The sequence below is a fragment of the Kitasatospora sp. NPDC127121 genome (assembly GCF_042677305.1).
GTDB lineage: Bacteria > Actinomycetota > Actinomycetes > Streptomycetales > Streptomycetaceae > Kitasatospora.
On sequence record NZ_JBHXTQ010000068.1, the window covers coordinates 1 to 21551 of the forward strand.

Annotated in this window: 19 protein-coding genes; 6 read left to right on the forward strand and 13 right to left on the reverse strand. The window is 71.1% G+C overall.

What is annotated here, in order from left to right; genetic code table 11:
- Positions 1-120: 120 nt before the first annotated feature.
- From tal to pgl, 4 genes are all read left to right on the forward strand, one after another.
- Positions 121-1260 carry a transaldolase gene (gene tal, locus ACFVHI_RS27685; RefSeq protein ID WP_063349514.1) on the forward strand — a complete coding sequence of 380 codons (1140 nt, stop codon included), beginning with the start codon at positions 121-123 and terminating at the stop codon, positions 1258-1260.
- A 64-nt stretch (positions 1261-1324) separates the two neighbouring features.
- Positions 1325-2881, forward strand: coding sequence for a glucose-6-phosphate dehydrogenase (gene zwf / locus ACFVHI_RS27690; protein WP_063349513.1), 1557 nt, complete (start codon positions 1325-1327; stop codon positions 2879-2881).
- Complete coding sequence (gene opcA / locus ACFVHI_RS27695; RefSeq protein ID WP_380343824.1) at positions 2878-3990, forward strand: glucose-6-phosphate dehydrogenase assembly protein OpcA; 1113 nt, start codon at positions 2878-2880, stop codon at positions 3988-3990. The genes zwf and opcA overlap by 4 nt, the downstream gene beginning before the upstream one ends.
- Positions 3987-4775 (forward strand): 6-phosphogluconolactonase, encoded by a 789-nt coding sequence (gene pgl, locus ACFVHI_RS27700; RefSeq protein ID WP_363368896.1) that lies wholly within the window; start codon positions 3987-3989, stop codon positions 4773-4775. The genes opcA and pgl overlap by 4 nt, the downstream gene beginning before the upstream one ends.
- A gap of 68 nt (positions 4776-4843) precedes the next feature.
- Here pgl and ACFVHI_RS27705 read toward each other — a convergent pair whose 3' ends face one another.
- The 11 genes from ACFVHI_RS27705 to uvrA all read right to left on the reverse strand — a co-directional run bounded on the left by ACFVHI_RS27705 (position 4844) and on the right by uvrA (position 17894).
- Positions 4844-5131: an RNA polymerase-binding protein RbpA gene (locus ACFVHI_RS27705; protein ID WP_063349510.1), complete on the reverse strand. Its 288-nt coding sequence runs from the start codon at positions 5129-5131 to the stop codon at positions 4844-4846.
- Positions 5132-5336: 205 nt separating this feature from the next.
- Entirely contained in the window at positions 5337-5573 is a 237-nt protein-coding gene (secG, locus tag ACFVHI_RS27710; protein ID WP_063349509.1) for a preprotein translocase subunit SecG, read from the reverse strand.
- Between the two features lie 87 nt (positions 5574-5660).
- A complete protein-coding gene (gene tpiA, locus ACFVHI_RS27715; RefSeq protein WP_063349508.1) occupies positions 5661-6446 on the reverse strand; it encodes a triose-phosphate isomerase in 786 nt (261 codons plus the stop codon).
- Positions 6447-6451: 5 nt separating this feature from the next.
- Positions 6452-7654, reverse strand: a complete 1203-nt coding sequence (locus tag ACFVHI_RS27720; protein ID WP_380343829.1) for a phosphoglycerate kinase — start codon at positions 7652-7654, stop codon at positions 6452-6454.
- 151 nt (positions 7655-7805) lie between these two features.
- On the reverse strand, positions 7806-8813 hold the full coding sequence (gap, locus tag ACFVHI_RS27725) for a type I glyceraldehyde-3-phosphate dehydrogenase (RefSeq protein ID WP_063349506.1): 1008 nt from the start codon (positions 8811-8813) through the stop codon (positions 7806-7808).
- Between the two features lie 297 nt (positions 8814-9110).
- On the reverse strand, positions 9111-10091 hold the full coding sequence (whiA, locus tag ACFVHI_RS27730) for a DNA-binding protein WhiA (protein WP_063349505.1): 981 nt from the start codon (positions 10089-10091) through the stop codon (positions 9111-9113).
- Positions 10082-11179 carry a uridine diphosphate-N-acetylglucosamine-binding protein YvcK gene (yvcK, locus tag ACFVHI_RS27735; protein ID WP_079136331.1) on the reverse strand — a complete coding sequence of 366 codons (1098 nt, stop codon included), beginning with the start codon at positions 11177-11179 and terminating at the stop codon, positions 10082-10084. The genes whiA and yvcK overlap by 10 nt, the downstream gene beginning before the upstream one ends.
- Positions 11180-11242: 63 nt before the next feature.
- The gene (gene rapZ / locus ACFVHI_RS27740) at positions 11243-12127 is read right to left on the reverse strand and encodes an RNase adapter RapZ (RefSeq protein ID WP_380343832.1); all 885 of its coding nucleotides are present in this window, start codon (positions 12125-12127) and stop codon (positions 11243-11245) included.
- Between the two features lie 118 nt (positions 12128-12245).
- Positions 12246-14324: an excinuclease ABC subunit UvrC gene (uvrC, locus tag ACFVHI_RS27745; RefSeq protein WP_363368886.1), complete on the reverse strand. Its 2079-nt coding sequence runs from the start codon at positions 14322-14324 to the stop codon at positions 12246-12248.
- Between the two features lie 96 nt (positions 14325-14420).
- A complete protein-coding gene (locus tag ACFVHI_RS27750) occupies positions 14421-14873 on the reverse strand; it encodes a Rieske (2Fe-2S) protein (protein ID WP_063349502.1) in 453 nt (150 codons plus the stop codon).
- A 111-nt stretch (positions 14874-14984) separates the two neighbouring features.
- A complete protein-coding gene (gene uvrA, locus ACFVHI_RS27755; protein ID WP_380343836.1) occupies positions 14985-17894 on the reverse strand; it encodes an excinuclease ABC subunit UvrA in 2910 nt (969 codons plus the stop codon).
- 268 nt (positions 17895-18162) lie between these two features.
- Here uvrA and ACFVHI_RS27760 point away from each other — a divergent pair, with 268 nt between their 5' ends.
- Positions 18163-18897 (forward strand): maleylpyruvate isomerase family mycothiol-dependent enzyme, encoded by a 735-nt coding sequence (locus tag ACFVHI_RS27760; RefSeq protein ID WP_063349500.1) that lies wholly within the window; start codon positions 18163-18165, stop codon positions 18895-18897.
- Positions 18898-18945: 48 nt separating this feature from the next.
- Complete coding sequence (locus ACFVHI_RS27765) at positions 18946-19599, forward strand: MBL fold metallo-hydrolase (protein ID WP_063349499.1); 654 nt, start codon at positions 18946-18948, stop codon at positions 19597-19599.
- Between the two features lie 101 nt (positions 19600-19700).
- On the opposite strand, the gene ACFVHI_RS27770 is transcribed toward ACFVHI_RS27765, so the two are convergent.
- Complete coding sequence (locus tag ACFVHI_RS27770; protein WP_063349498.1) at positions 19701-20681, reverse strand: TerC family protein; 981 nt, start codon at positions 20679-20681, stop codon at positions 19701-19703.
- A 266-nt stretch (positions 20682-20947) separates the two neighbouring features.
- Positions 20948-21526, reverse strand: a complete 579-nt coding sequence (locus tag ACFVHI_RS27775) for a TerD family protein (RefSeq protein WP_380343841.1) — start codon at positions 21524-21526, stop codon at positions 20948-20950.
- Positions 21527-21551: the final 25 nt, after the last annotated feature.

Here is a 21551-nt window from a genome sequence, read left to right on the forward strand (position 1 = left end):
TGTTGTTTTGTTTTTTTTTGATTGCTCCGCCGCGGCGCTCGCCTCGGCCCCCGCCCCCCGCCCCCCCCACCGCCCCCTCTGACTACCCCACGAAGCAGAAGAAAAAAGGACTGAAGCACCATGACTGACGCACTGAAGCGCCTCAGCGACGAAGGCGTGGCGATCTGGCTGGACGACCTCAGCCGCAAGCGGCTGAACACCGGCAACCTCGCCGAGCTGGTGCAGAACAAGCACGTGGTGGGTGTGACCACCAACCCGACCATCTTCCAGAAGGCCATCGGCGGCGGCGACGACTCCTACGACGGCCAGCTGCGCGACCTCGCCGTCCGCAAGGTCACCACCGACGAGGCCGTCCGCATGATCACCACCTCGGACGTGCGTGACGCGGCCGACGTGCTGCGCCCGGTCTACGACGCCTCCAACGGCCGCGACGGCCGGGTGTCCATCGAGGTCGACCCGCGCCTGGCGCACGAGACCGCGGCCACCGTGGCCGAGGCCAAGCAGCTGTGGTGGCTGGTCGACCGCCCGAACGTCTTCATCAAGATCCCCGCCACCAAGGCCGGCCTGCCCGCGATCGCCGAGGTGATCGGCCGGGGCATCAGCGTCAACGTCACGCTGATCTTCTCGCTGGAGCGCTACAAGGCCGTCATCGACGCCTACCTGACCGGCCTGGAGGCCGCCAAGGCCAAGGGCCTGGACCTCTCCCAGATCGAGTCGGTCGCCTCCTTCTTCGTCTCCCGCGTGGACACCGAGATCGACAAGCGCCTGGAGAAGATCGGCGGCGACGCCCGGGACCTGCGTTCCAAGGCCGCCCTGGCCAACGCCCGCCTCGCCTACCAGGCGTACGAGGAGGTCTTCGGCTCGGTCGACGGCAAGTCCGCCGGCAGCGCCCGCTGGCGTTCGCTGGAGGCCGCCGGCGCCAAGCCGCAGCGCCCGCTGTGGGCCTCCACCGGTGTCAAGGACCCGGCCCTGCCGGACACCCTGTACGTCACCGAGCTGGTCGCCCCCGGCACGGTCAACACCATGCCCGAGGCCACCCTGGAGGCCACCGCCGACCACGGTGTGGTCACCGGCGGCACCATCGTCCCCAACTACGCCGACGCCAAGGCCGTGATGGACGCCATCGCCGCCGCCGGCGTGGACTACGACGACGTGGTCCAGGTGCTGGAGGACGAGGGCGTGGAGAAGTTCGAGCAGTCCTGGAACGAGCTGCTCGACACCGTCACCGCCTCGCTCGCCTCCTTCGCCGGCGAGAAGTGACCGTTCGCTCACACAGCCAGCGCACGAAAGCGGAGCCCAACAAGTGAGCACTGATTTTCCCGAGTTGACCTCGGAGTCGGACGCGGACGATCTCCCGCCGGCCCCCGTCAACCCGCTTCGTGACCCGGCCGACCGACGGCTCCCGCGCATCGCGGGGCCGTCCGGTCTGGTCATCTTCGGAGTCACCGGCGACCTGTCCCGCAAGAAGCTCATGCCGGCCATCTACGACCTGGCCAACCGCGGTCTGCTGCCGCCGGGCTTCTCTCTCGTCGGCTTCGCCCGGCGCGAGTGGGACGACGAGGACTTCGCCAAGGAGGTCCACGACGCGGTCAAGGAGCACGCCCGCACCCCGTTCCGGGAGGAGGTCTGGCAGCAGCTCGCCAAGGGCATGCGCTTCGTCCACGGCACCTTCGACGACGACGACGCCTTCGACAAGCTCCGCGAGACCATCATCGAGCTGGACAAGGCGCAGGGCACCGGCGGCAACTTCGCCTTCTACCTGTCCGTCCCGCCGAAGTTCTTCCCGACCGTCGTCCAGCAGCTCAAGAAGCACGGTCTGGCCGACCCCCCGCAGGGCTCGTGGCGCCGCGCGGTCATCGAGAAGCCCTTCGGCCACGACCTGGAGAGCGCCCAGGAGCTGAACCGGATCGTCCACGAGGTCTTCCCCCGGGACGAGGTCTTCCGGATCGACCACTACCTGGGCAAGGAGACGGTCCAGAACATCCTGGCGCTGCGCTTCGCCAACCAGATGTTCGAGCCGATCTGGAACCGGTCGTACGTCGACCACGTGCAGATCACCATGGCCGAGGACATCGGCATCGGCGGCCGGGCCGGCTACTACGACGGCATCGGCTCCGCCCGCGACGTCATCCAGAACCACCTGCTCCAGCTGATGGCGCTCACCGCCATCGAGGAGCCGGCGTCCTTCCACCCGAAGGCGCTGGTCGCCGAGAAGCTCAAGGTGCTCAGCGCCGTCAAGCTCCCGGCCGACCTCGGCCGGCACACCGTGCGCGGCCAGTACGCGGCCGGCTGGCAGGGCGGCGAGGAGGTGGTCGGCTACCTGGACGAGGACGGCATCGACCCGGACTCCAAGACCGACACCTACGCGGCGATCAAGCTGGAGATCAACAACCGCCGCTGGGCGGGCGTCCCGTTCTACCTGCGCACCGGCAAGCGGCTGGGCCGCCGGGTCACCGAGATCGCGGTGGTCTTCCAGCGCGCCCCGTACCTGCCGTTCGACTCCTACGCGACCGAGGAGCTGGGGCAGAACGCCCTGGTCATCCGGGTCCAGCCGGACGAGGGCGTGACGGTGCGGTTCGGCTCCAAGGTGCCGGGCACCTCCTTCGAGGTCCGGGACGTCACGATGGACTTCGCCTACGGCGAGTCCTTCACCGAGTCCAGCCCGGAGGCGTACGAGCGGCTCATCCTCGATGTGCTGCTCGGCGACGCCAACCTGTTCCCGCGTCACCAGGAGGTCGAGCTCTCCTGGCAGATCCTCGACCCGATCGAGAAGTACTGGGACACCCACGGCAAGCCCGCCCAGTACTCCGCGGGGACCTGGGGCCCGGCCGAGGCGGACGAGATGCTCGCACGAGACGGCAGGAGCTGGCGCCGGCCATGAAGATCGACCTCACCAACACGACGTCCAGCAAGATCAACGCCTCGCTGATGGAGGCGCGCCGGGCCAGTGGCTCCACCGCCGCCGGCATGGTGCTCACCCTGGTGATCGTGACCGACGAGGGCAGCGCGTACGACGCCCTCAAGGCCGCCAACGACGCCTCCCGCGAGCACCCCTCGCGCACCCTCGCGGTGATCAAGCGCGCCGGGCGCTCGCCCCGGGCCCGCGCCGAGACCCGGCTGGACGCCGAGATCCTGGTCGGCACCGATGCCGGCTCGGGAGAGACGGTCATCCTGCGCATGCACGGCGAACTCGCCGCGCACGCCCAGTCGGTGGTCCTGCCGCTGCTGCTCCCGGACGCCCCGGTCGTCGTCTGGTGGCCCGACAACGCGCCGCTGCACCCGGCGCAGGATCCGCTGGGCGCGCTCGCCCAGCGCCGGATCACCGACGCCGTCACCGCCGAGTCCCCGGTCGGCCAGCTCGCCCAGCGGGCCCAGAGCTACACCCCGGGCGACACCGACCTGGCCTGGACCCGGATCACCGGCTGGCGCTCGATGCTGGCCGCCGCGCTGGACCAGCGGCCGGTCACGATCACCTCCGCGGTGGTCGAGGGCGAGTCCTACAACCCCAGCGTCGAGCTGCTCGGCCTCTGGCTGCACAACCGGCTGCACGTGCCGGTCGAGCGGGTCGTCACCGGCGGCCCCGGCATCACCGCGGTGCACCTGCGCACCAAGGACGGCGACATCACCCTGGACCGCCCGGACGGCCTGATGGGCACGCTCTCCATGGCCGGCTCCCCGGACCGCCAGGTGGCGCTCAAGCGGCGCGAGACCTCGGAGCTGATCGCCGAGGAGCTGCGCCGGCTCGACCCGGACGACATCTACGCGACGGCCGTGCGCACGCCCGTCGACCGGCTGCGCGAGCCGGACACCGCCGAGACGGCGGCGGCCGAGCGGGTCGCCCGCGCGGCGGTCGCCGAGGCCGCGGTGGCCAACCCCGCCCGGGTGACCGCCAAGGTCGCGTCCGAGGCCTCGTCCGAGGACGTGCCCGAGGACGCCGAGAAGGCTCCCGCCAAGAAGCCCGCCAAGCGCGCCGCCAAGGGGAGCGCATGACCAACGCGACCCCGCAGCTGGTCGTCCACCGGGACAAGGAGCTGATGGCCCAGGCGGCCGCGGCCCGGCTGATCACCCGGATCGTGGACGCCCAGGCCGCCCGCGGCACCGCCTCGGTGGTGCTCACCGGCGGGCGCAACGGCAACGCCCTGCTGGCCGCGATCGCCGCCTCCCCGGCGCGCGACGCGGTCGACTGGGCGCGGCTGGACCTCTGGTGGGGCGACGAGCGCTTCGTCCCCGCCGGGGACCCGGATCGCAACGCCGTCCAGGCCCGCGCCGAACTGCTGGACTCCGTCCCGCTCGACCCGGCGCGGGTGCACGAGATGCCCGCCTCGGACGGTGCGGACGGCTCCGACGTGGAGGCCGCCGCCGCCCGCTACGCGGAGGAGCTGGCGAAGGCGTCCGGCCCGGGCGACCGGCTCGGCGTCCCGGCCTTCGACGTGCTGCTGCTCGGCGTCGGCCCGGACACCCACGTCGCCTCGCTCTTCCCCGAGCACCCGGGCGTGCGGGAGACGGAGCTGACCGTGATCGGCGTGCGCGGGGCCCCCAAGCCCCCGCCGACCCGGGTCTCGCTCACCCTCCCGGCGATCCGGGCGGCCCGCGAGGTCTGGCTGCTGGCGGCCGGCGCGGACAAGGCGGACGCGGTCGCGATGGCCCTGTCCGGCCCCGGCGAGCTCCAGGCGCCCGCCTCCGGCGCGTACGGCCGTAGCCGCACCCTGTGGCTGCTGGACCGGGCCGCGGCGGAGCAGATCCCGCCCCAGCTGTACCCGCCGGCCTCGGCGTAACGGGCTCGGCAACGCACAAGGGCGCCACCGTCCTCGACGGTGGCGCCCTTCGCTGTCTGTCGTCCGGGTCAGATCTCGCCGCGCAGCTTGGCCAGCGCCTCGGCGAGGATCGCCTCGCCGTCGGCGTCGGTGCGCCGCTCGCGGACGTAGGCGAGGTGGGTCTTGTACGGCTCGTTGCGCGAGGGCGCGGGCGGGTTGTGCTCGTCCTGACCGGCCGGGAATCCGCACCGCGGGCAGTCCCAGGTGTCCGGGATGACGGCCTCGGCGGCGAAGCTCGGCCGGGTCTCGTGCTTGTTGGCACACCAGAAGGTGATCCGGTTGCGCGGGGCGGACTCGCCGCGCTCCGCCTCGCCCATCGGGCCCGCTCCGACCCTGCTGCCACGGATGGCGTTGCCACTTGCCACGGTCTGACTCCCTGCGTGCTGGTGCGCCGACCCTCCGCGGTGCGCGTCGGTGGCGAAAGTCGTCCTAGTGTAAGCAGGAGTTAAGCGTCCACCGCCATCGCCTCCGCCCCCGACCGTCCCAGGATAGGCGCTCGGGCGACGGGGCGTCAGGGTTACGTCAGCTCTTGTACTTCAGCACCAGGCCCAGCACGATGATGCAGGCGAACCAGGCGAGACCGACCACGATCGTGATGCGGTCCAGGTTGCGCTCGGCCACCGCCGAGCCGCCGCCGGTGGACATCGCGCCGCCACCGAACATGTCCGACAGGCCGCCGCCCTTCCCCTTGTGCAGCAGCACCAGCAGGATCATCAGCAGACTGAAGATGATCAGGGCAATCGAGAACCCGAGAACCACGACGGGACCAACTCTCTCGTATCTTCGGCGACGGGGCCGGACCGCTGACGGCGGTCCGGCCCCAAAGCCTACGTTGCTGCAGCGGCGTTAGCCTACTGCCTGCTCACGGTAGCGCACGATCTTGACGAACTCGTCGGCGTCCAGCGAGGCACCGCCGATCAGGCCGCCGTCGATGTCGGGCTTGGCCATCAGACCGGCCGCGCTCGACGACTTCACCGAACCGCCGTACAGCACGCGGACCTTGTCGGCCAGCTCGGCGTCGTACAGCTCGGCGATCCGCCTGCGGATGGCGGCGCAGACCTCCTGCGCGTCCTCCGGGGTGGCCACCTCGCCGGTGCCGATCGCCCAGACCGGCTCGTAGGCGACCACGATGGACTCGGCCTGGTGGGCCGGGATGTCCGCCAGGGCGCCGTCCAGCTGGGCGAGGGTGTGCTCGACGTGGGTGCCGGCCTTGCGGACGTCCAGCGGCTCGCCGATGCACAGGATCGGGGTGATCCCGGCCCGGTAGGCGGCCTTGACCTTGGTGTTGACGATCGCCTCGTCCTCACCGTGGTACTGGCGGCGCTCCGAGTGGCCGATCACCGCGAAGGTGCACTTCAGCTTGGCCAGCATCGGGCCGGAGACCTCGCCGGTGTAGGCACCGGAGTCGTGCTGAGAGATGTCCTGCGAGCCGTACTTGATCTTCAGCTTGTCGCCGTCGACCAGGGTCTGCACCGAACGCAGGTCGGTGAACGGCACCAGGACGGCGACCTCGACGGCCGCGTAGTCCTTGTCGGCCAGCGCGAAGGCCAGCTTCTGGGTGTGCTGGATGGCCTCAAGGTGGTTGAGGTTCATCTTCCAGTTGCCCGCCATCAGCGGGAGACGCTCAGTCATTGCTTTCAGCCTTCCAGGGCGGCGAGACCGGGGAGGGTCTTGCCCTCCAGGTACTCGAGGCTGGCGCCACCGCCGGTCGAGATGTGTCCGAATGCGTTCTCGTCGAAGCCCAGGATGCGGACGGCCGCGGCGGAGTCGCCGCCACCGACCACGGTGAACGCGTCGCTGTCGAGCAGCGCCTGGGCCACGGCCTTGGTGCCGTTCGCGTAGTCCGGGTGCTCGAAGACACCCATCGGGCCGTTCCAGAACACGGTGCCCGCGTCGGCCAGCTTCGCCGCGTACAGCTCGCGGGTCTTCGGGCCGATGTCCAGGCCCTCCTGGTCGGCCGGGATCGCGTCCGCGGCGACGAGCGAGGGGTTGGCCGGGGCCTTGGTCTTGAGGTCGGGGAACTCCGCCGACACCAGGACGTCCACCGGCAGGACGAACTCGACGCCCGTCGCCTCGGCGCGCTTCAGGTAGTCCAGGACGACCGGGATCTGGTCCTCCTGCAGCAGCGAGATGCCGACCTCGTGGCCCTTGGCCTTGAGGAAGGTGTACGCCATGCCGCCGCCGATCAGGATCCGGTCGGCCTTCTTCAGCAGGTTGTCGATCACGCCGAGCTTGTCGGAGACCTTGGCACCGCCGAGCACGACCACGTACGGGCGCGCGACCTCCTCGGTGAGCTTCTTGAGCACACCGACCTCGGTGGCGATCAGGTCGCCGGCCGCGTGCGGCAGCAGGCCGGGCAGGTCGTAGACCGAGGCGTGCTTGCGGTGCACGGCGCCGAAGCCGTCGCCGACGTACAGGTCCGCGAGGGCGGCCAGCTGCTCGGCGAAGGCCTTGCGCTCGGCGTCGTCCTTGCTGGTCTCGCCGGCGTTGAAGCGCAGGTTCTCCAGCAGCGCGACCTCGCCGTCGCCCAGCGCAGCCACGGTGGACGCGGCGCTCTCGCCCACGGTGTCGGTGGCGAAGGCGACGTTCTTGCCGAGGATCTCGCCGAGGCGCACGGCCGCCGGGGCCAGCGAGAACGTCGGGTCCGGCGCACCCTTCGGGCGGCCGAGGTGGGAGGCGACGACGACCCGGGCGCCGCGCGCGACGAGCTTGGCGATGGTCGGGGCGACGGCACGGATCCGGCCGTCGTCGGTGATCGTGGTGCCGTCCAGCGGGACGTTCAGGTCGGCACGGACGAACACGCGCTTGCCGGCGACGTCGAGGTCTTCGATGGTCTTCACGGGGATTGGCTCTCCTGGGGAGATGGTTGATGCGCAGAGGCGGCACGGCGCAGGGGCCGCCTGGGAAAGTCCTGGTGCGCAGAGCGAGGGCCCGGTCGGCACAGTGCGCCAGCCGGGCCCTCGCCCCTACATCACGTCAGCTCCCGCTGCGTCAGAGCTGGCCGCCGACGAGGGAGGTCAGGTTGACGAGGCGGTTCGAGTAGCCCCACTCGTTGTCGTACCAGCCGAGCACCTTGACCTGGTTGCCCTGGACCATGGTGAGCTGGGAGTCGAAGATGCAGGAGGCCGGGTCGTTGACGATGTCCGAGGAGACGATCGGGTCCTCGGTGTAGGTCAGGATGCCCTTGAGCGGGCCCTCCTGCGAGGCCTTCTGGAAGGCGGCGTTGACCTCGTCCTTGGTCACCTCGCGCTCCAGGGTGACGACCAGGTCGGTGATGGAGCCGGTCGGGACCGGGACGCGCAGCGAGGTGCCGTCCAGCTTGCCCTTCAGCTCCGGCAGGACCAGGGCGGTCGCCTTGGCGGCACCGGTCGAGGTCGGGATGATGTTCTGCGACGCGGCACGGGCGCGGCGCAGGTCCTTGTGCGGGAAGTCCAGGGTCACCTGGTCGTTGGTGAACGCGTGGACGGTCGTCATCAGGCCCTTGACGATGCCGAAGTTCTCGTGCAGCACCTTGGCCATCGGCGCCACGCAGTTGGTGGTGCAGGAGGCGTTGGAGATGATCGAGTGGTTGGCGGCGTCGTACTTGTCCTCGTTGACGCCCAGGACGATGGTGACGTCCTCGTCGCTCGCGGGCGCCGAGATGATGACCTTCTTCGCGCCGGCGGCGAGGTGCTTCTTCGCGGCCTCGGCCTTGGTGAAGATGCCGGTGGACTCGACGACGATGTCGGCGCCCAGGGCGGCCCACGGCAGGTTGGCGGGGTCACGCTCGGCGCTGACCTGGAAGGTCTTGCCGTCGACGGTGATGCTGTCCTCGGTGTGCGAGACCTCGCCCGGGAAGGTGCCCAGGGTGGTGTCGTACTTGAGCAGGTGAGCCAGGGTCTTCGTGTCAGTGAGGTCGTTGACACCGACGATCTCGATGTCCGCGCCCTGCGCCTTGACCGCGCGGAAGAAGTTGCGGCCGATGCGGCCGAATCCGTTGATGCCTACCCGGATCGTCACGAACCGATCTCCTCGTTAGGTACGCCGGAGCTAAGCCGACGGGGGTGAGATTTGGGAAGTCCCCGACCGCCTATGACCCTACCCCTCCCAGGCCTGGGAGGGCACATCGCGCCACGTGCGACGACCTGGCGTGGCGCGAAATCAGGCCGACCGTCCTTGGCGGTCAGGGCAGTTGGTCCCGGTCAGTGGTCTCTACCAATTTGCGCACACCGGGCGCGTCCGGGTATCCCGTCCGGACACGGCGGCGGCCGGTGCCCGGAATCCGGACACCGGCCGCGGAACAGCCACTTGGTGCGGTCAGTTCATCGCCATCTCGTCGGTGAGGTTGGCCTCGGTGCTCGGCAGGCCGAGCTCGGAGGCGCGCTTGTCGGCCATCGCCAGCAGGCGGCGGATCCGGCCGGCCACCGCGTCCTTGGTCAGCGGCGGGTCGGCGAGCGCGCCCAGCTCCTCCAGCGAGGCCTGCTTGTGCTGCATCCGCAGCTGGCCGGCCGCGGCCAGGTGCTCGGGCACCTCCTCGCCGAGGATCTCCAGCGCCCGCGCCACCCGGGCGCCGGCCGCCACCGCGGCGCGGGCCGAGCGGCGCAGGTTGGCGTCGTCGAAGTTGGCCAGGCGGTTGGCGGTGGCCCGGACCTCGCGCCGCATCCGGCGCTCCTCCCAGGCGAGCACCGACTCGTGCGCGCCGAGCCGGGTCAGCAGCGCGCCGATCGCGTCGCCGTCGCGGATCACCACCCGGTCCACGCCGCGCACCTCACGGGCCTTGGCCGGGATGCCGAGCCGGCGGGCCGCGCCGACCAGGGCGAGGGCGGCCTCGGAGCCGGGGCAGGTGATCTCCAGCGAGGAGGAGCGGCCCGGCTCGGTGAGCGAGCCGTGCGCCAGGAAGGCCCCGCGCCAGGCCGCCTCGGCGTCGCAGGTGGCCCCGGAGACGACCGCCGGGGGCAGCCCCCGGATCGGCCGGCCCCGGCCGTCCACGAGGCCGGTCTGGCGCGCGAGCAGTTCGCCGTCCTTGACCACCCGGACGACGAAGCGGCTGCCGCGCCGCAGTCCGCCGGGGGCCATCACCACGAGGTCGGAGGAGTGTCCGAAGATCTCCAGCAGGTCCTTGCGCAGCCGCCGCGCCGCCGCGCCGGTGTCCAGCTCCGCCTCGATCACGATCCGGCCGCTCACGATGTGCAGCCCGCCCGCGAACCGCAGGATCGCCGACACCTCCGCCTTGCGGCAGCAGGCCCTGGTGACCGGGAGCCGGCTGATCTCGTCCTTCACCGCTGGAGTCATCGCCATGGCCCGATCCTTCCATGTGTCCGGAAAATCCGGTCGTACGCGGCGGCCAACAGCTCCGGGTCGTGTCGCGGGGTGCCGTCGGTGCGGGCCACCCTGCCGAGGACCAGGGCGGCGCCCATCCGCTCGGCGGCCTTCTCCAGACCGGCCAGGTCCGCCTGGCCGAAGGCGCCGCCGGTGACGGCCCGCTCGTCCACCAGGATCGCATCCACCGCGAGGCCCGGGGCGTGGTCGGCGATGACCTCCAGGTGGCGCTGCGGGGTGAAGCCCTCGGTCTCGCCGGGCTGCGGGGCCAGGTTCAGGGTGAGCAGGCGGCGGGCGCGGGTCTCGGTGAGCGCCTTGGCCAGCTCCGGCACCAGCAGGTGCGGCAGCACGCTGGTGAACCAGGAGCCGGGCCCGAGCACCACCCAGTCCGCCTCCCGGACGGCGGTGACCGCCTCCGGGACGGCCGGCGGCCCGTCCGGCAGCAGCCGGATCGACTGCACGGTGCCGGGCGTGACCGCGACGTCGGCCTGGCCGCGGACGGCCGACAGCTCGCCGGGGCGCTCCGGGTCGTGGCCGCGCACGGTCGCCTCGATGTCCAGCGGCACCGCCGACATCGGCAGCACCCGACCCTGGACGTTCAGCAGCCGGCCGACCCAGTCCAGGGCGGCCACCGGGTCGCCGAGCTTCTCCCAGAGCGCGACGATCAGCAGGTTGCCGACCGCGTGGCCGCCCAGCTCACCGGTGCCGGTGAAGCGCTGCTGGATCACCTCGGACCAGGTGCGCCCCCAGTCGTCGTCCCCGCACAGCGCGGCCAGCGCCTTGCGCAGGTCGCCGGGGGGCAGCACGCCCAACTCGGTGCGGAGCCGGCCGCTGGAGCCGCCGTCGTCGGCGACGGTGACCACGGCGGTCAGGTCGCTGGTGAGCCGGCGCAGCGCGGAGAGCGAGGCGGACAGGCCCTGGCCGCCGCCGAGCGCGGTGATCCGGGGGGCCGGGTTGGCCCGGGCGGGGCTGCTGCGCGGCCGGCTCGGGACCGGCGGCCGGGCCGGGCCACCCGCCCGGTCGGCACTCCTGTTCTGCGGCTGCCGCCCGGGCACATATCCCGCCACACTCACCTCGCGTTCCTCGCCGCGGCCACCGGCCCCGCCGGCGGCCCGGCTAGGAGGCGGCGGTCACTCCCGTCCCATGTCACGGTGGACGAGCACCGTCTCCACTCCGTCGGCGATGAGACGCTTGGTCAGGCGCTCGGACATCGCGACGCTGCGGTGCTTGCCACCGGTGCAGCCTACGGCAAGCGTCATGTAGCGCTTCCCCTCGCGGCGGTACCCCTCGGTGATGATGCGCAGGAGATCGGCGTAGCCGTCCAGGAACTCGTTGGCGCCGGGCTGCTGGAACACGTAGTCGGCGACGTCCGCGTCGGTGCCGGTACGGGCGCGCAGCTCGGGCACCCAGTGCGGGTTGGGCAGGAAGCGGCAGTCCACCACCAGGTCGGCGTCGACCGGCAGGCCGTACTTGAAGCCGAAGGACATCACGGTGGCGCGCAGCTCGGGCTCGTCGTGGTCGGCGAACTGGGCGTCCAGCTTGGCGCGCAGCTGGTGCACGTTGAGGTTGGAGGTGTCGATCACCAGGTCGGCCTCGCCGCGCAGGTCGCGCAGCAGGTCGCGCTCCTGGGCGATGCCGTCGACGATCCGGCCGTCGGCCTGCAGCGGGTGCGGGCGGCGCACGCTCTCGAAGCGGCGGACCAACGCGTCGTCGGAGGAGTCCAGGAAGACCACGCTGAGCCGGACGCCGCGCTTCTCCAACTCGTCGAGGGAGGTGAGCAGGTCGTCGAAGAACTGGCGGCCCCGGACGTCCACGACCACGCCGATCCGGGCGACGTTGCCCTGGGAGCGGGCGCCCAGGTCGACCATGGTCGGGATCAGGGCCGGTGGCAGGTTGTCCACCACGAACCAGCCCAGGTCCTCCAGGCACTTCGCGGCGGTGGAGCGGCCGGCTCCGGACATGCCGGAGATGATCACCAGCTCCGGCGCGTTCTCGGCCACGTCTGACACGGTCACTTCGGTTCCCCGCTCTCGGTCTTTCTGCTGGGGAGAACGCGCACGGCGCGACCACCCTTCCCCTGCCCGGACAGGCGGGCGGGGGCTGGGCGCGTCGTCTGACGGTCGGCGTCGGCCGTCATGGCGTCTCCTGGGATGGTGCGGTCTGGGATGCTGCGGCCACCGGCTCGGCGGCCGGTTCGGCCCCGTCCTCGATGATCTCGCCGGTGGCGGTGTTCACCGCTGGTGCGACGGGTGTACGGGAGGACAACGCCGCCGCAACAGTCTCCGCCGTGCGGCGTCCGATGCCGGGTACGGCGCAGAGTTCGTCGACGGTGGCGGCCCGGAGCCTCTTCAGCGAGCCGAAGTGCTTGAGCAGCGCCTGGCGGCGAGTCTCGCCGAGGCCCGGGACGGAGTCCAGTTCCCCGGCGGTGAGTCGCTTGGAACGCTTGCTGCGCTGGTAGGTGATCGCGAAGCGGTGGGCCTCGTCGCGGACCCGCTGGAGCAGGTAGAGGCCCTCGCTGGAGCGCGGCAGCACGACCGGGTCGTCCTCGCCGGGCAGCCAGACCTCCTCCAGCCGCTTGGCCAGGCCGCACAGCGCGACGTCGTCGATGCCGAGTTCGTCCAGGGCGCGCTTGGCGGCGGCGACCTGCGGCTGGCCGCCGTCCACGACCAGCAGTTGGGGCGGGTAGGCGAAGCGGCGCGGGCGACCCGTCTCCGGGTCGATCGGGCCGGCCGGGGCCCCGGTGCCGTCGGCGGCGGCGCCCGGGTCGTCGGCCTCGGGGACGACCCACTCGCCGGTCTGCTCGCGTTCCTGGAGGTAGCGGCGGAAGCGCCGGCCGATCACCTCGTGCATCGAGCGGACGTCGTCCTGGCCCTCGAAGCCCTTGATCTGGAAGCGCCGGTACTCGCTCTTGCGGGCCAGGCCGTCCTCGAAGACGACCATCGAGGCGACCACGTCCTCGCCTTGGAGGTGGGAGATGTCGAAGCACTCGATGCGCAGCGGCACCGAGTCCAGCTCCAGCGCGTCGGCGATCTCCTGCAGGGCGCGGCTGCGGGTGGTGAGGTCGGAGGCGCGCTTGGTCTTGTGCAGTGCCAGCGCCTGCTGGGCGTTGCGCTGCACGGTGGCCATCAGGTCCTTCTTGTCGCCGCGTTGCGGGATCCGCAGGTCGACCTGGCTGCCGCGCAGGCCGCTCAGCCAGTCCCGGACCGGACCGGACGGCTCGGGCAGCGCGGGGACGAGCACCTCGCGCGGGACGGTCTCGTTGCGCTCGTCCGGGCCGGCGCCGCCGTAGAGCTGCTGGAGGGCGTGCTCGACCAGGCCGGCGGTGTCGACGTCCTCGACCTTGTCGGTGACCCAGCCGCGCTGGCCGCGCACCCGGCCGCCGCGGACGTGGAAGATCTGGACGGCGGCCTCCAGTTCGTCCTCGGCGACGGCCAGCAGGTCGGCGTCGGTGGCGTCGGCGAGCACGATGGCGTTCTTCTCCATCGCGCGCTTGAGGGCGCCGATGTCGTCCCGCAGCCGGGCCGCCTTCTCGTACTCCATCTCCTCGGCGGCCTCCCGCATCTGCTCTTCCAGCCGGCGCAGGTAGTTGCCGGTGCGCCCGGCCATGAAGTCGCAGAAGTCCTCGGCCAGCGCCCGGTGTTCGTCCGGCGAGACCTTGCCGACGCAGGGCGCGGCGCACTTGCCGATGTAGCCGAGCAGGCAGGGCCGGCCGACCTGCCGGGCGCGCTTGAACACGCCGTTGGAGCAGGTGCGGACGGGGAAGACCCGCAGCAGCAGGTCGACCGTCTCGCGGATCGCCCAGGCGTGCCCGTACGGGCCGAAGTAGCGCACGCCCTTCTTGTGCGCCCCGCGCATCACCTGGACCCGCGGGTACTCCTCGTCGAGGGTGACGGCGAGTTCCGGATAGCTCTTGTCGTCGCGGTACTTGACGTTGAACCGCGGGTCGAACTCCTTGATCCAGGAGTACTCCAGCTGGAGCGCCTCGACCTCGGTGGCCACCACCGTCCACTCCACCGAGGCCGCGGTGGTGACCATGGTCGCGGTGCGCGGGTGCAGGCCGGCCAGGTCCTGGAAGTAGGACGACAGGCGCGGCCGCAGGCTCTTGGCCTTGCCGACGTAGATGACCCGCCCGTGGGCGTCACGGAACTTGTAGACGCCCGGTGAGGTCGGGATCGCGCCCGGCGCCGGGCGGTAGGTGCTCGGGTCAGCCATGGGTCCACCGTACCGAGTGGAGCCGGGGCCGCGAAGGGGAGATCAACCGGGCGGGGACCGGCTGGGCCGAGATCGACTGGGTGGAGATCAACTGCTTCAGCTCGGGGTCACCTTGAGGTTCCCGCCGTCGACCGTGACGGCGTAGGCGGGCAGCGGCCTGGGGGCCGGGCCGTCCTGGACGGCGCCGTCGGCGATGGCGAACCGGCTGCCGTGGCAGGGGCACTGGATCTGCTGGCTCTTCACCTGGTCGACGACGCAGCCGGCGTGGGTGCAGACGGCGCTGAAGGCCTTGTACTCCCCCGCGGTCGGCTGGGTCACGACGATCTTCTGGTTGCGGAAGACCTTGCCGCCGCCCTCCGGCACCTCCGAGGCCGGGCCGAGGTCCACCGGGGTCTTGGCCGCGCTGCCGGCGCCGGAGGAGCCCGAGGAACCCGAGGAGGGACCGCAGCCGGCGATCGCCACGGTGCCGCCGGCCGCCAGTACGGCGGCGGCGCCGCAGAGCACGGTGCGGCGGGAGGTGGCGGGGCTGGTCTCGGGGGCCTCTGACATCGGTGCGCTCCTGCGGTTCGGCTTCCTACGAGGGACCTCGGAAGTCTATGCGGCGCCCGCTCCGCCGCCCCCGTGGGTGGGGCGGCGGAGCGGGGCGCTGCTCCCTCTTCGCTACTTCTTCGCCGCGGCGGCGCGCTTGCGCGGCGCCTTCTTCACCGGGGCGACCGGGGCGTCCGCGAACTCGCCCGGAAGGATGTCCCGGAGGAACTTGCCGGTGTGGCTCTCCGGGACGGCGGCGATCTGCTCCGGGGTGCCCTCGGCGACCACCATGCCGCCGCCGGAACCGCCTTCGGGGCCCATGTCGACGACCCAGTCGGCGGTCTTGATCACATCGAGGTTGTGCTCGATGACGATCACCGTGTTGCCCTTCTCCACCAGCCCGCTGAGCACCTTGATCAGCTTGCTGATGTCCTCGAAGTGCAGGCCGGTGGTGGGCTCGTCCAGCACGTAGACCGTCCGCCCGGTGGAGCGCTTCTGCAGCTCGGAGGCGAGCTTGACGCGCTGCGCCTCGCCGCCGGACAGCGTCGGCGCGGACTGGCCGAGCCGGACGTAGCCGAGGCCGACGTCGTTGAGCGTCCTGAGGTGCCGGGCGATCGCCGGGACGGCCTCGAAGAAGGCCAGCGCCTCCTCGATCGGCATGTCCAGCACCTCGGAGATGGACTTGCCCTTGTAGTGGACCTCCAGCGTCTCCCGGTTGTACCGGGCGCCGTGGCAGACCTCGCACGGCACGTAGACGTCCGGCAGGAAGTTCATCTCGATCTTGATGGTGCCGTCGCCCGAGCAGTTCTCGCAGCGGCCGCCCTTGACGTTGAAGGAGAACCGGCCGGGCAGGTAGCCGCGGACCTTCGCCTCCTGCGTCTCCGCGAAGAGCCGGCGCACGTGGTCGAACACCCCGGTGTAGGTCGCCGGGTTGGAGCGCGGGGTGCGCCCGATCGGCGACTGGTCGACGTGCACCACCTTGTCCACCAGGTCGGTGCCGGTGATCCGGGTGTGCCGGCCGGGCACGCTGCGGGCGCCGTTCAGCTCCCGGGCGAGGTGGGTGTAGAGGATGTCGTTGACCAGCGTCGACTTGCCGGAGCCGGAGACGCCGGTGATCGCGGTGAAGGTGCCGAGCGGGAAGCCGACCGTGACGTCCTTGAGGTTGTGCTCGCGGGCACCGTGGACGGTCAGCTGGCGCTTCTTGTCCCGGTCGCGGCGGCCCGCCGGGATCGGGATGGACCGCTTGCCGGAGAGGTACTGGCCGGTCAGCGACTCCTTGTTGGACAGCAGCCCCTTCAACGAGCCGGAGTGCACCACCTTGCCGCCGTGCTCGCCGGCGCCCGGGCCGATGTCGACCACCCAGTCCGCCGTCTTGATGGTGTCCTCGTCGTGCTCGACCACGATCAGCGTGTTGCCGATGTCGCGCAGCCGCACCAGCGTCTCGATCAGCCGGTGGTTGTCCCGCTGGTGCAGGCCGATGGACGGCTCGTCCAGCACGTACAGCACGCCGACCAGGCCGGAGCCGATCTGGGTGGCCAGCCGGATGCGCTGGGCCTCGCCGCCGGACAGGGTGCCGGCCGCGCGGTTCAGCGAGAGGTAGTCCAGGCCGACGTCGACCAGGAAGCGCAGCCGCTCGTTGACCTCCTTGAGGACGCGCTCGGCGATCTGCTTGTCCCGGTCGTTCAGCTTCATCGCGCCCAGGAACTCGGCGCAGTCGCTGATCGACATCGCCGAGACGTCGGCGATCGACTTCTCCTCGACGGTGACCGCGAGCACCACCGGCTTGAGCCGGGTGCCCTCGCACGTCGGGCAGGGCACCTCGCGCATGTAGCCCTCGAAGCGCTCGCGGCTACTGTCGCTCTCCGCCTCGGTGTGCCGGCGCTGGATGAACGGGACGGCGCCCTCGAAGCCGGTGCTGTACGAGCGCTCGCGCCCGAAGCGGTTGCGGTAGCTGACCTGCACCTGGTGCTTGTGCCCGTACAGCAGCGCCTTCTTGGCGCGGGCCGGCAACCCGGCCCACGGGATGTCGGTGCGGAAGCCCAGCTCCCCGGCGAGCGCGTCGATCAGGCGCTGGAAGTACTCCTTGGCGTGGCCCGCCGACCACGGGTGGATCGCGCCCTCCTCCAGCGAGCGCTCCGGGTCCGGGATGACCAGCTCCGGGTCGACCTCCATCCGGTTGCCCAGGCCCGAGCAGTCCGGGCAGGCGCCGAACGGCGAGTTGAAGGAGAACGAGCGCGGCTCCAGCTCCTCGAACGACACGTCGTCGTACAGGCAGTAGAGGTGCTCGGAGTACATCCGCTCGCGCTCCGGGTCGTCCTCCGCGAGGTCGACGAAGTCGAGCACGACCATGCCGCCGGACAGCCGCAGGGCCGTCTCCACCGAGTCGGTGAGCCGCCGCTTGGCGCTCTCCTTGACGGTCAGGCGGTCGATGACCACCTCGACGGTGTGCTTCTCCTGCTTCTTGAGCTTCGGCGGCTCGGCGAGCTGGATCGTCCCGCCGTCCACCCGGGCGCGCGAGTAGCCCTTGGACTGGAGGTCGGCGAAGAGGTCGACGAACTCGCCCTTGCGCTCGCGCACCACCGGGCTGAGCACCTGGAACCGGGTGCCCTCGGCGAGCTCCAGCACCTTGTCGACGATCGCCTGCGGCGACTGCTTGGCGATCGGGCGGCCGCAGTGCGGGCAGTGCGGCTTGCCGATCCGGGCGAACAGCAGGCGCAGGTAGTCGTAGACCTCGGTGATCGTGCCGACGGTCGAACGGGGGTTGCGGTTGGTGGACTTCTGATCGATCGAGACGGCCGGGGAGAGGCCTTCGATGAAGTCCACATCGGGCTTGTCCATCTGCCCGAGGAACTGGCGGGCGTAGGAGGACAGCGACTCGACGTAGCGGCGCTGGCCCTCGGCGAAGATCGTGTCGAAGGCGAGCGAGGACTTGCCGGAGCCGGAGAGGCCCGTGAAGACGATGAGGGAGTCGCGGGGCAGGTCGAGCGAGACGTTCTTGAGGTTGTGCTCGCGAGCACCGCGGACGATGAGGCGGTCGGCCACTGCTTCTGGCGCCTTTCTCCGGGGCGAGAGGACTTGCGGGGAGATGTGTGCTTCTTCCAGGATGCGGCAGCCAGCCTACTAGCTCAGACGTTCGAATATCGACCGTGTCCAGCGGAGTCCACCCGAACGAGTGAGAGCGCCCCTCGAACCCTCCGTACCCGGACCGAAAAAGGCCCTGCTCAGCGGTCGGATTCGGCGATAGCGTCAGCTGGTCAACGAGCGGAGCCCCCCGCGGGCAACGCGCCGTCTCCCACAGAAGGCCGATCCGATGACCGACCCGCAGACCGCCGCCGAGGCCGCCGCGCAGTACCTGGCCCTGGTCGAGGAGAGCACCCGGCACCTGCTGCACACCGTCGCCGAGCTGAAGCCCGAGGCCGTCGCCGAGCCCTCCGCCCTGCCCGGCTGGACCCGCGGTCACGTGCTGGCCCACCTCGCCCGCAACGCCGACTCCCTGGTCAACCTGCTGGACGGCGCCCGCACCGGCACCGACATCCCGCAGTACGCCAGCACCGAGGCCCGCGACCGGCAGATCGAGGAGGGCGCGCCCCGCCCGGTGGACGTCCAGCTCGCCGACCTGCGCGACTCCCGCGAGCGCTTCGCCGCGGCCGCCGCTCTGCTGCCCGCCGAAGCCTGGACGGTCGAGGTCCGCCACCGCACCGGCTACGTCTTCCCCGCCCACGACCTCCCGTGGAAGCGCCTCGCCGAGGTCGAGTACCACCACGTCGACCTGGACGCCGGCCACACCCCCGCGCACTGGCCGGAGGTCTTCGCCGTCACCGAGTTCCACAAGATCGCCAACAAGCTGCACGGCACCGCCCTGCCCGGCGTCGAGCTGGTCGCCGAGGACACCGGGGACATCGGCCTGATCGGCACCGGCGAGCCCGTCCTCACCGTCCAGGGCCCCCTCCGCTCCCTGCTCGCCTGGCTCTCCGGCCGCTCCGACGGCGCCGGCCTGCGGACCACCCCCGACACCGCCCTCCCCCAGCTTCCCCCGCTGGGCTGACGGCGCGAAGATGATCCTGAACCCCTTCACCGGACGAGGAGCGGACGCATGACGTACCACGGAGCGGTCAAGGTCGGCGGGCCGCCTGACGTGCGGGAGCTGGCGCACCTGATCATCACCAAGGTGGCCGTCGGCCCGTACGACAACAACGCCTACCTGCTGCGCTGCCGGGCCACCGACGAGCAGCTGCTGATCGACGCGGCCGCCGACGCCCCGGTGCTGCTGGAGACCGTCGGTGACGAGCTCGCCACCGTCGTCACCACCCACCGGCACCACGACCACTGGGCCGCGCTCGCCGAGGTGGTCGCCGTGACGGGGGCTCGCACCGCCGCCGGCGCGCACGACGCCGAGGGCGTCGACGTGCCCACCGAGCTGCTGCTCGCGGACGGCGACAAGCTGCGGGTCGGCGACGTGGAACTCACCGTCCGGCACCTGGTCGGGCACACCCCGGGCGCGATCGTGCTGATCTACGACGACCCGCAGGGCCACCCGCACGTCTTCACCGGCGACTGCCTCTTCCCCGGCGGCGTCGGCAACACCTGGGGCGATGCGGAGGCCTTCACGAGCCTCTTCCGGGACGTCAACGCGAAGATCTTCGACGTCCTGCCGGACGAGGCCTGGGTCTACCCCGGCCACGGCAGCGACACCACCCTCGGCGCCGAGCGCCCGCACCTCGACGAGTGGCGCGAGCGCGGCTGGTGACCTCGGCCTTCGGGCACCGGGCACCGGGCACCGGGCACCGGGCACGACGAGGCCCCCGCGACCCCTTCCGGGTCGCGGGGGCCTCGGCCGTCACGCGGGGATCAGGCGTCCAGCTTCTGGGCCTCGCGCTCGGCCCGTTCCTGCTTCTTCGAGGCGATCAGGCTGGTCACCGTGGTGACGGCCAGCACGACCACGATGACGCCCAGCGAGAGCGGGATGCCGATCTCCGGCACGTTCGCGCCCGCCTCGTGCGCCGCGTGCAGCACCAGCTTCACGCCGATGAAGCCGAGGATCACCGACAGGCCGTACGACAGGTGGACCAGCTTCTTCAGCAGGCCGCCGATCAGGAAGTACAGCTGACGCAGGCCCATCAGGGCGAAGGCGTTGGCGGTGAAGACGATGTACGGGTCCTGGGTCAGGCCGAAGATCGCCGGGATGGAGTCCAGCGCGAACAGCACGTCCGTGGTGCCGATCGCCAGCATCACGATCAGCATCGGGGTCATCAGCCGGCGGCCGTTCTCCCGGATGAACAACTTCGTACCGTGGTACGTGTCGGTGGACGGGAAGCGCCGCTCGATCGACTTGAGCAGGCGGTTCTCCTCGAACTCGTCCTCCTCCTCGCCGGCCCGGGCCTCCTTGATCAGCTTCCAGGCGGTCCAGATCAGGAAGGCGCCGAAGATGAAGAACACCCAGGAGAACTGGGTGACCAGCGCCGCGCCGCCGGCGATGAAGACCGCCCGCAGCACCAGCGCGATGATCACACCGAACATCAGCACGCGCTGCTGGTAGATCCTCGGCACCGCGAACTTGCCCATGATCAGGATGAAGACGAACAGGTTGTCGACACTGAGCGACTTCTCGGTGATGTAACCGGCGAAGAACTCACCGGCCGGCTGCGCGCCGGAGTGCCACCAGAGGAACCCGCCGAAGATCAGCGCCAGCACGATCCAGACCGCGGTCCAGATCCCGGCCTCCTTGATCGAGACCTCGTGCGGCTTGCGCCCTCCGATGAAGAAGTCCGCCACGATCAGTGCGATCAGCACACCGATCGTGGTGACCCACATGGTTACGGAAACGTCCACTACTGCTCCTCCGGCAGGTAGGCGAGACAGTCATCGTCACTGCCGGAGGTCTCTTCCGCCCGTCGGGCCCGCTCTCGGGGCATCCGCACGGACCAGCGCCCCGGGGCGCCACTCGTGGGCGCCCGTGATGACGGGGACAACTGCGGGGGAATACTCCCCTCCGCTGCCATCGAGAGTAACAGGAAGCCCAAGTAAAGGTAAAGAAGGTAAAGAACCGTCAGAGATGACGTCCGGGGCGCCCGTCCGGGATGCCGTCCGGGATGCCGTCAGAGGTACGGCTCGATCGCCGGCAGCAGGTCCCGGAAGGTCCGCCCCTTGGCCGGCGCGCCGATCGCCTGCATCTCCCAGCCGCCGGCCCCGTCACGGAACACCTTCGCCATGATCTGCCCGGTGTGCGGCCCTCCCCCGGCCAGCTCGTACCGGGCCAGCTCCTCGCCCGTGGTCTCGTCCACCAGCCGGCAGTGGGCGCCCTGCACCTCCGCGAAGGTCTGCCCGGTGTACGAGCTCACCGTGAACACCACCTGGGTGATGTGCGCCGGCACGTGCAGCAGGTCCACCAGGATCGCCTCGTCGTCCTCCGTGCCGGAGCCGCCCTCCAGGTTGTCCCCGGTGTGCCGGACGGAACCGTCCGTGCTCTCCAGGTGCTGGAAGAACACCACGTCGGACGGGGTCTTCTCGGCGTACAGGAGCGCCGACGCGTCCAGGTCGATCGTCCTGGTGCGGCTGCCGAACAGGCCCCGCTTCGGCGCGGCCTGCCAGCCGAGGCCCATCCGGACCACGGTCAACGCGCCGCCCGGCCCCTTCTGGAGACTGACCCGCTGTCCCTTGGCAAGGTTCACCGACACGGCGTTGTCCTCTCTACCCGGCCAC

What these genes read in the sequence shown, in the direction of transcription:
- tal (WP_063349514.1), top strand. Translation starts at nt 121, where the DNA reads ATGACTGACGCACTGAAGCGCCTCAGCGACGAAGGCGTGGCGATCTGG.
- opcA (WP_380343824.1), top strand. Translation starts at nt 2,878, where the DNA reads ATGAAGATCGACCTCACCAACACGACGTCCAGCAAGATCAACGCCTCG.
- pgl (WP_363368896.1), top strand. Translation starts at nt 3,987, where the DNA reads ATGACCAACGCGACCCCGCAGCTGGTCGTCCACCGGGACAAGGAGCTG.
- ACFVHI_RS27705 (WP_063349510.1), bottom strand. Translation starts at nt 5,131, where the DNA reads ATGGGCGAGGCGGAGCGCGGCGAGTCCGCCCCGCGCAACCGGATCACC.
- tpiA (WP_063349508.1), bottom strand. Translation starts at nt 6,446, where the DNA reads ATGACTGAGCGTCTCCCGCTGATGGCGGGCAACTGGAAGATGAACCTC.
- whiA (WP_063349505.1), bottom strand. Translation starts at nt 10,091, where the DNA reads ATGGCGATGACTCCAGCGGTGAAGGACGAGATCAGCCGGCTCCCGGTC.
- uvrC (WP_363368886.1), bottom strand. Translation starts at nt 14,324, where the DNA reads ATGGCTGACCCGAGCACCTACCGCCCGGCGCCGGGCGCGATCCCGACC.
- ACFVHI_RS27750 (WP_063349502.1), bottom strand. Translation starts at nt 14,873, where the DNA reads ATGTCAGAGGCCCCCGAGACCAGCCCCGCCACCTCCCGCCGCACCGTG.
- ACFVHI_RS27760 (WP_063349500.1), top strand. Translation starts at nt 18,163, where the DNA reads ATGACCGACCCGCAGACCGCCGCCGAGGCCGCCGCGCAGTACCTGGCC.
- ACFVHI_RS27765 (WP_063349499.1), top strand. Translation starts at nt 18,946, where the DNA reads ATGACGTACCACGGAGCGGTCAAGGTCGGCGGGCCGCCTGACGTGCGG.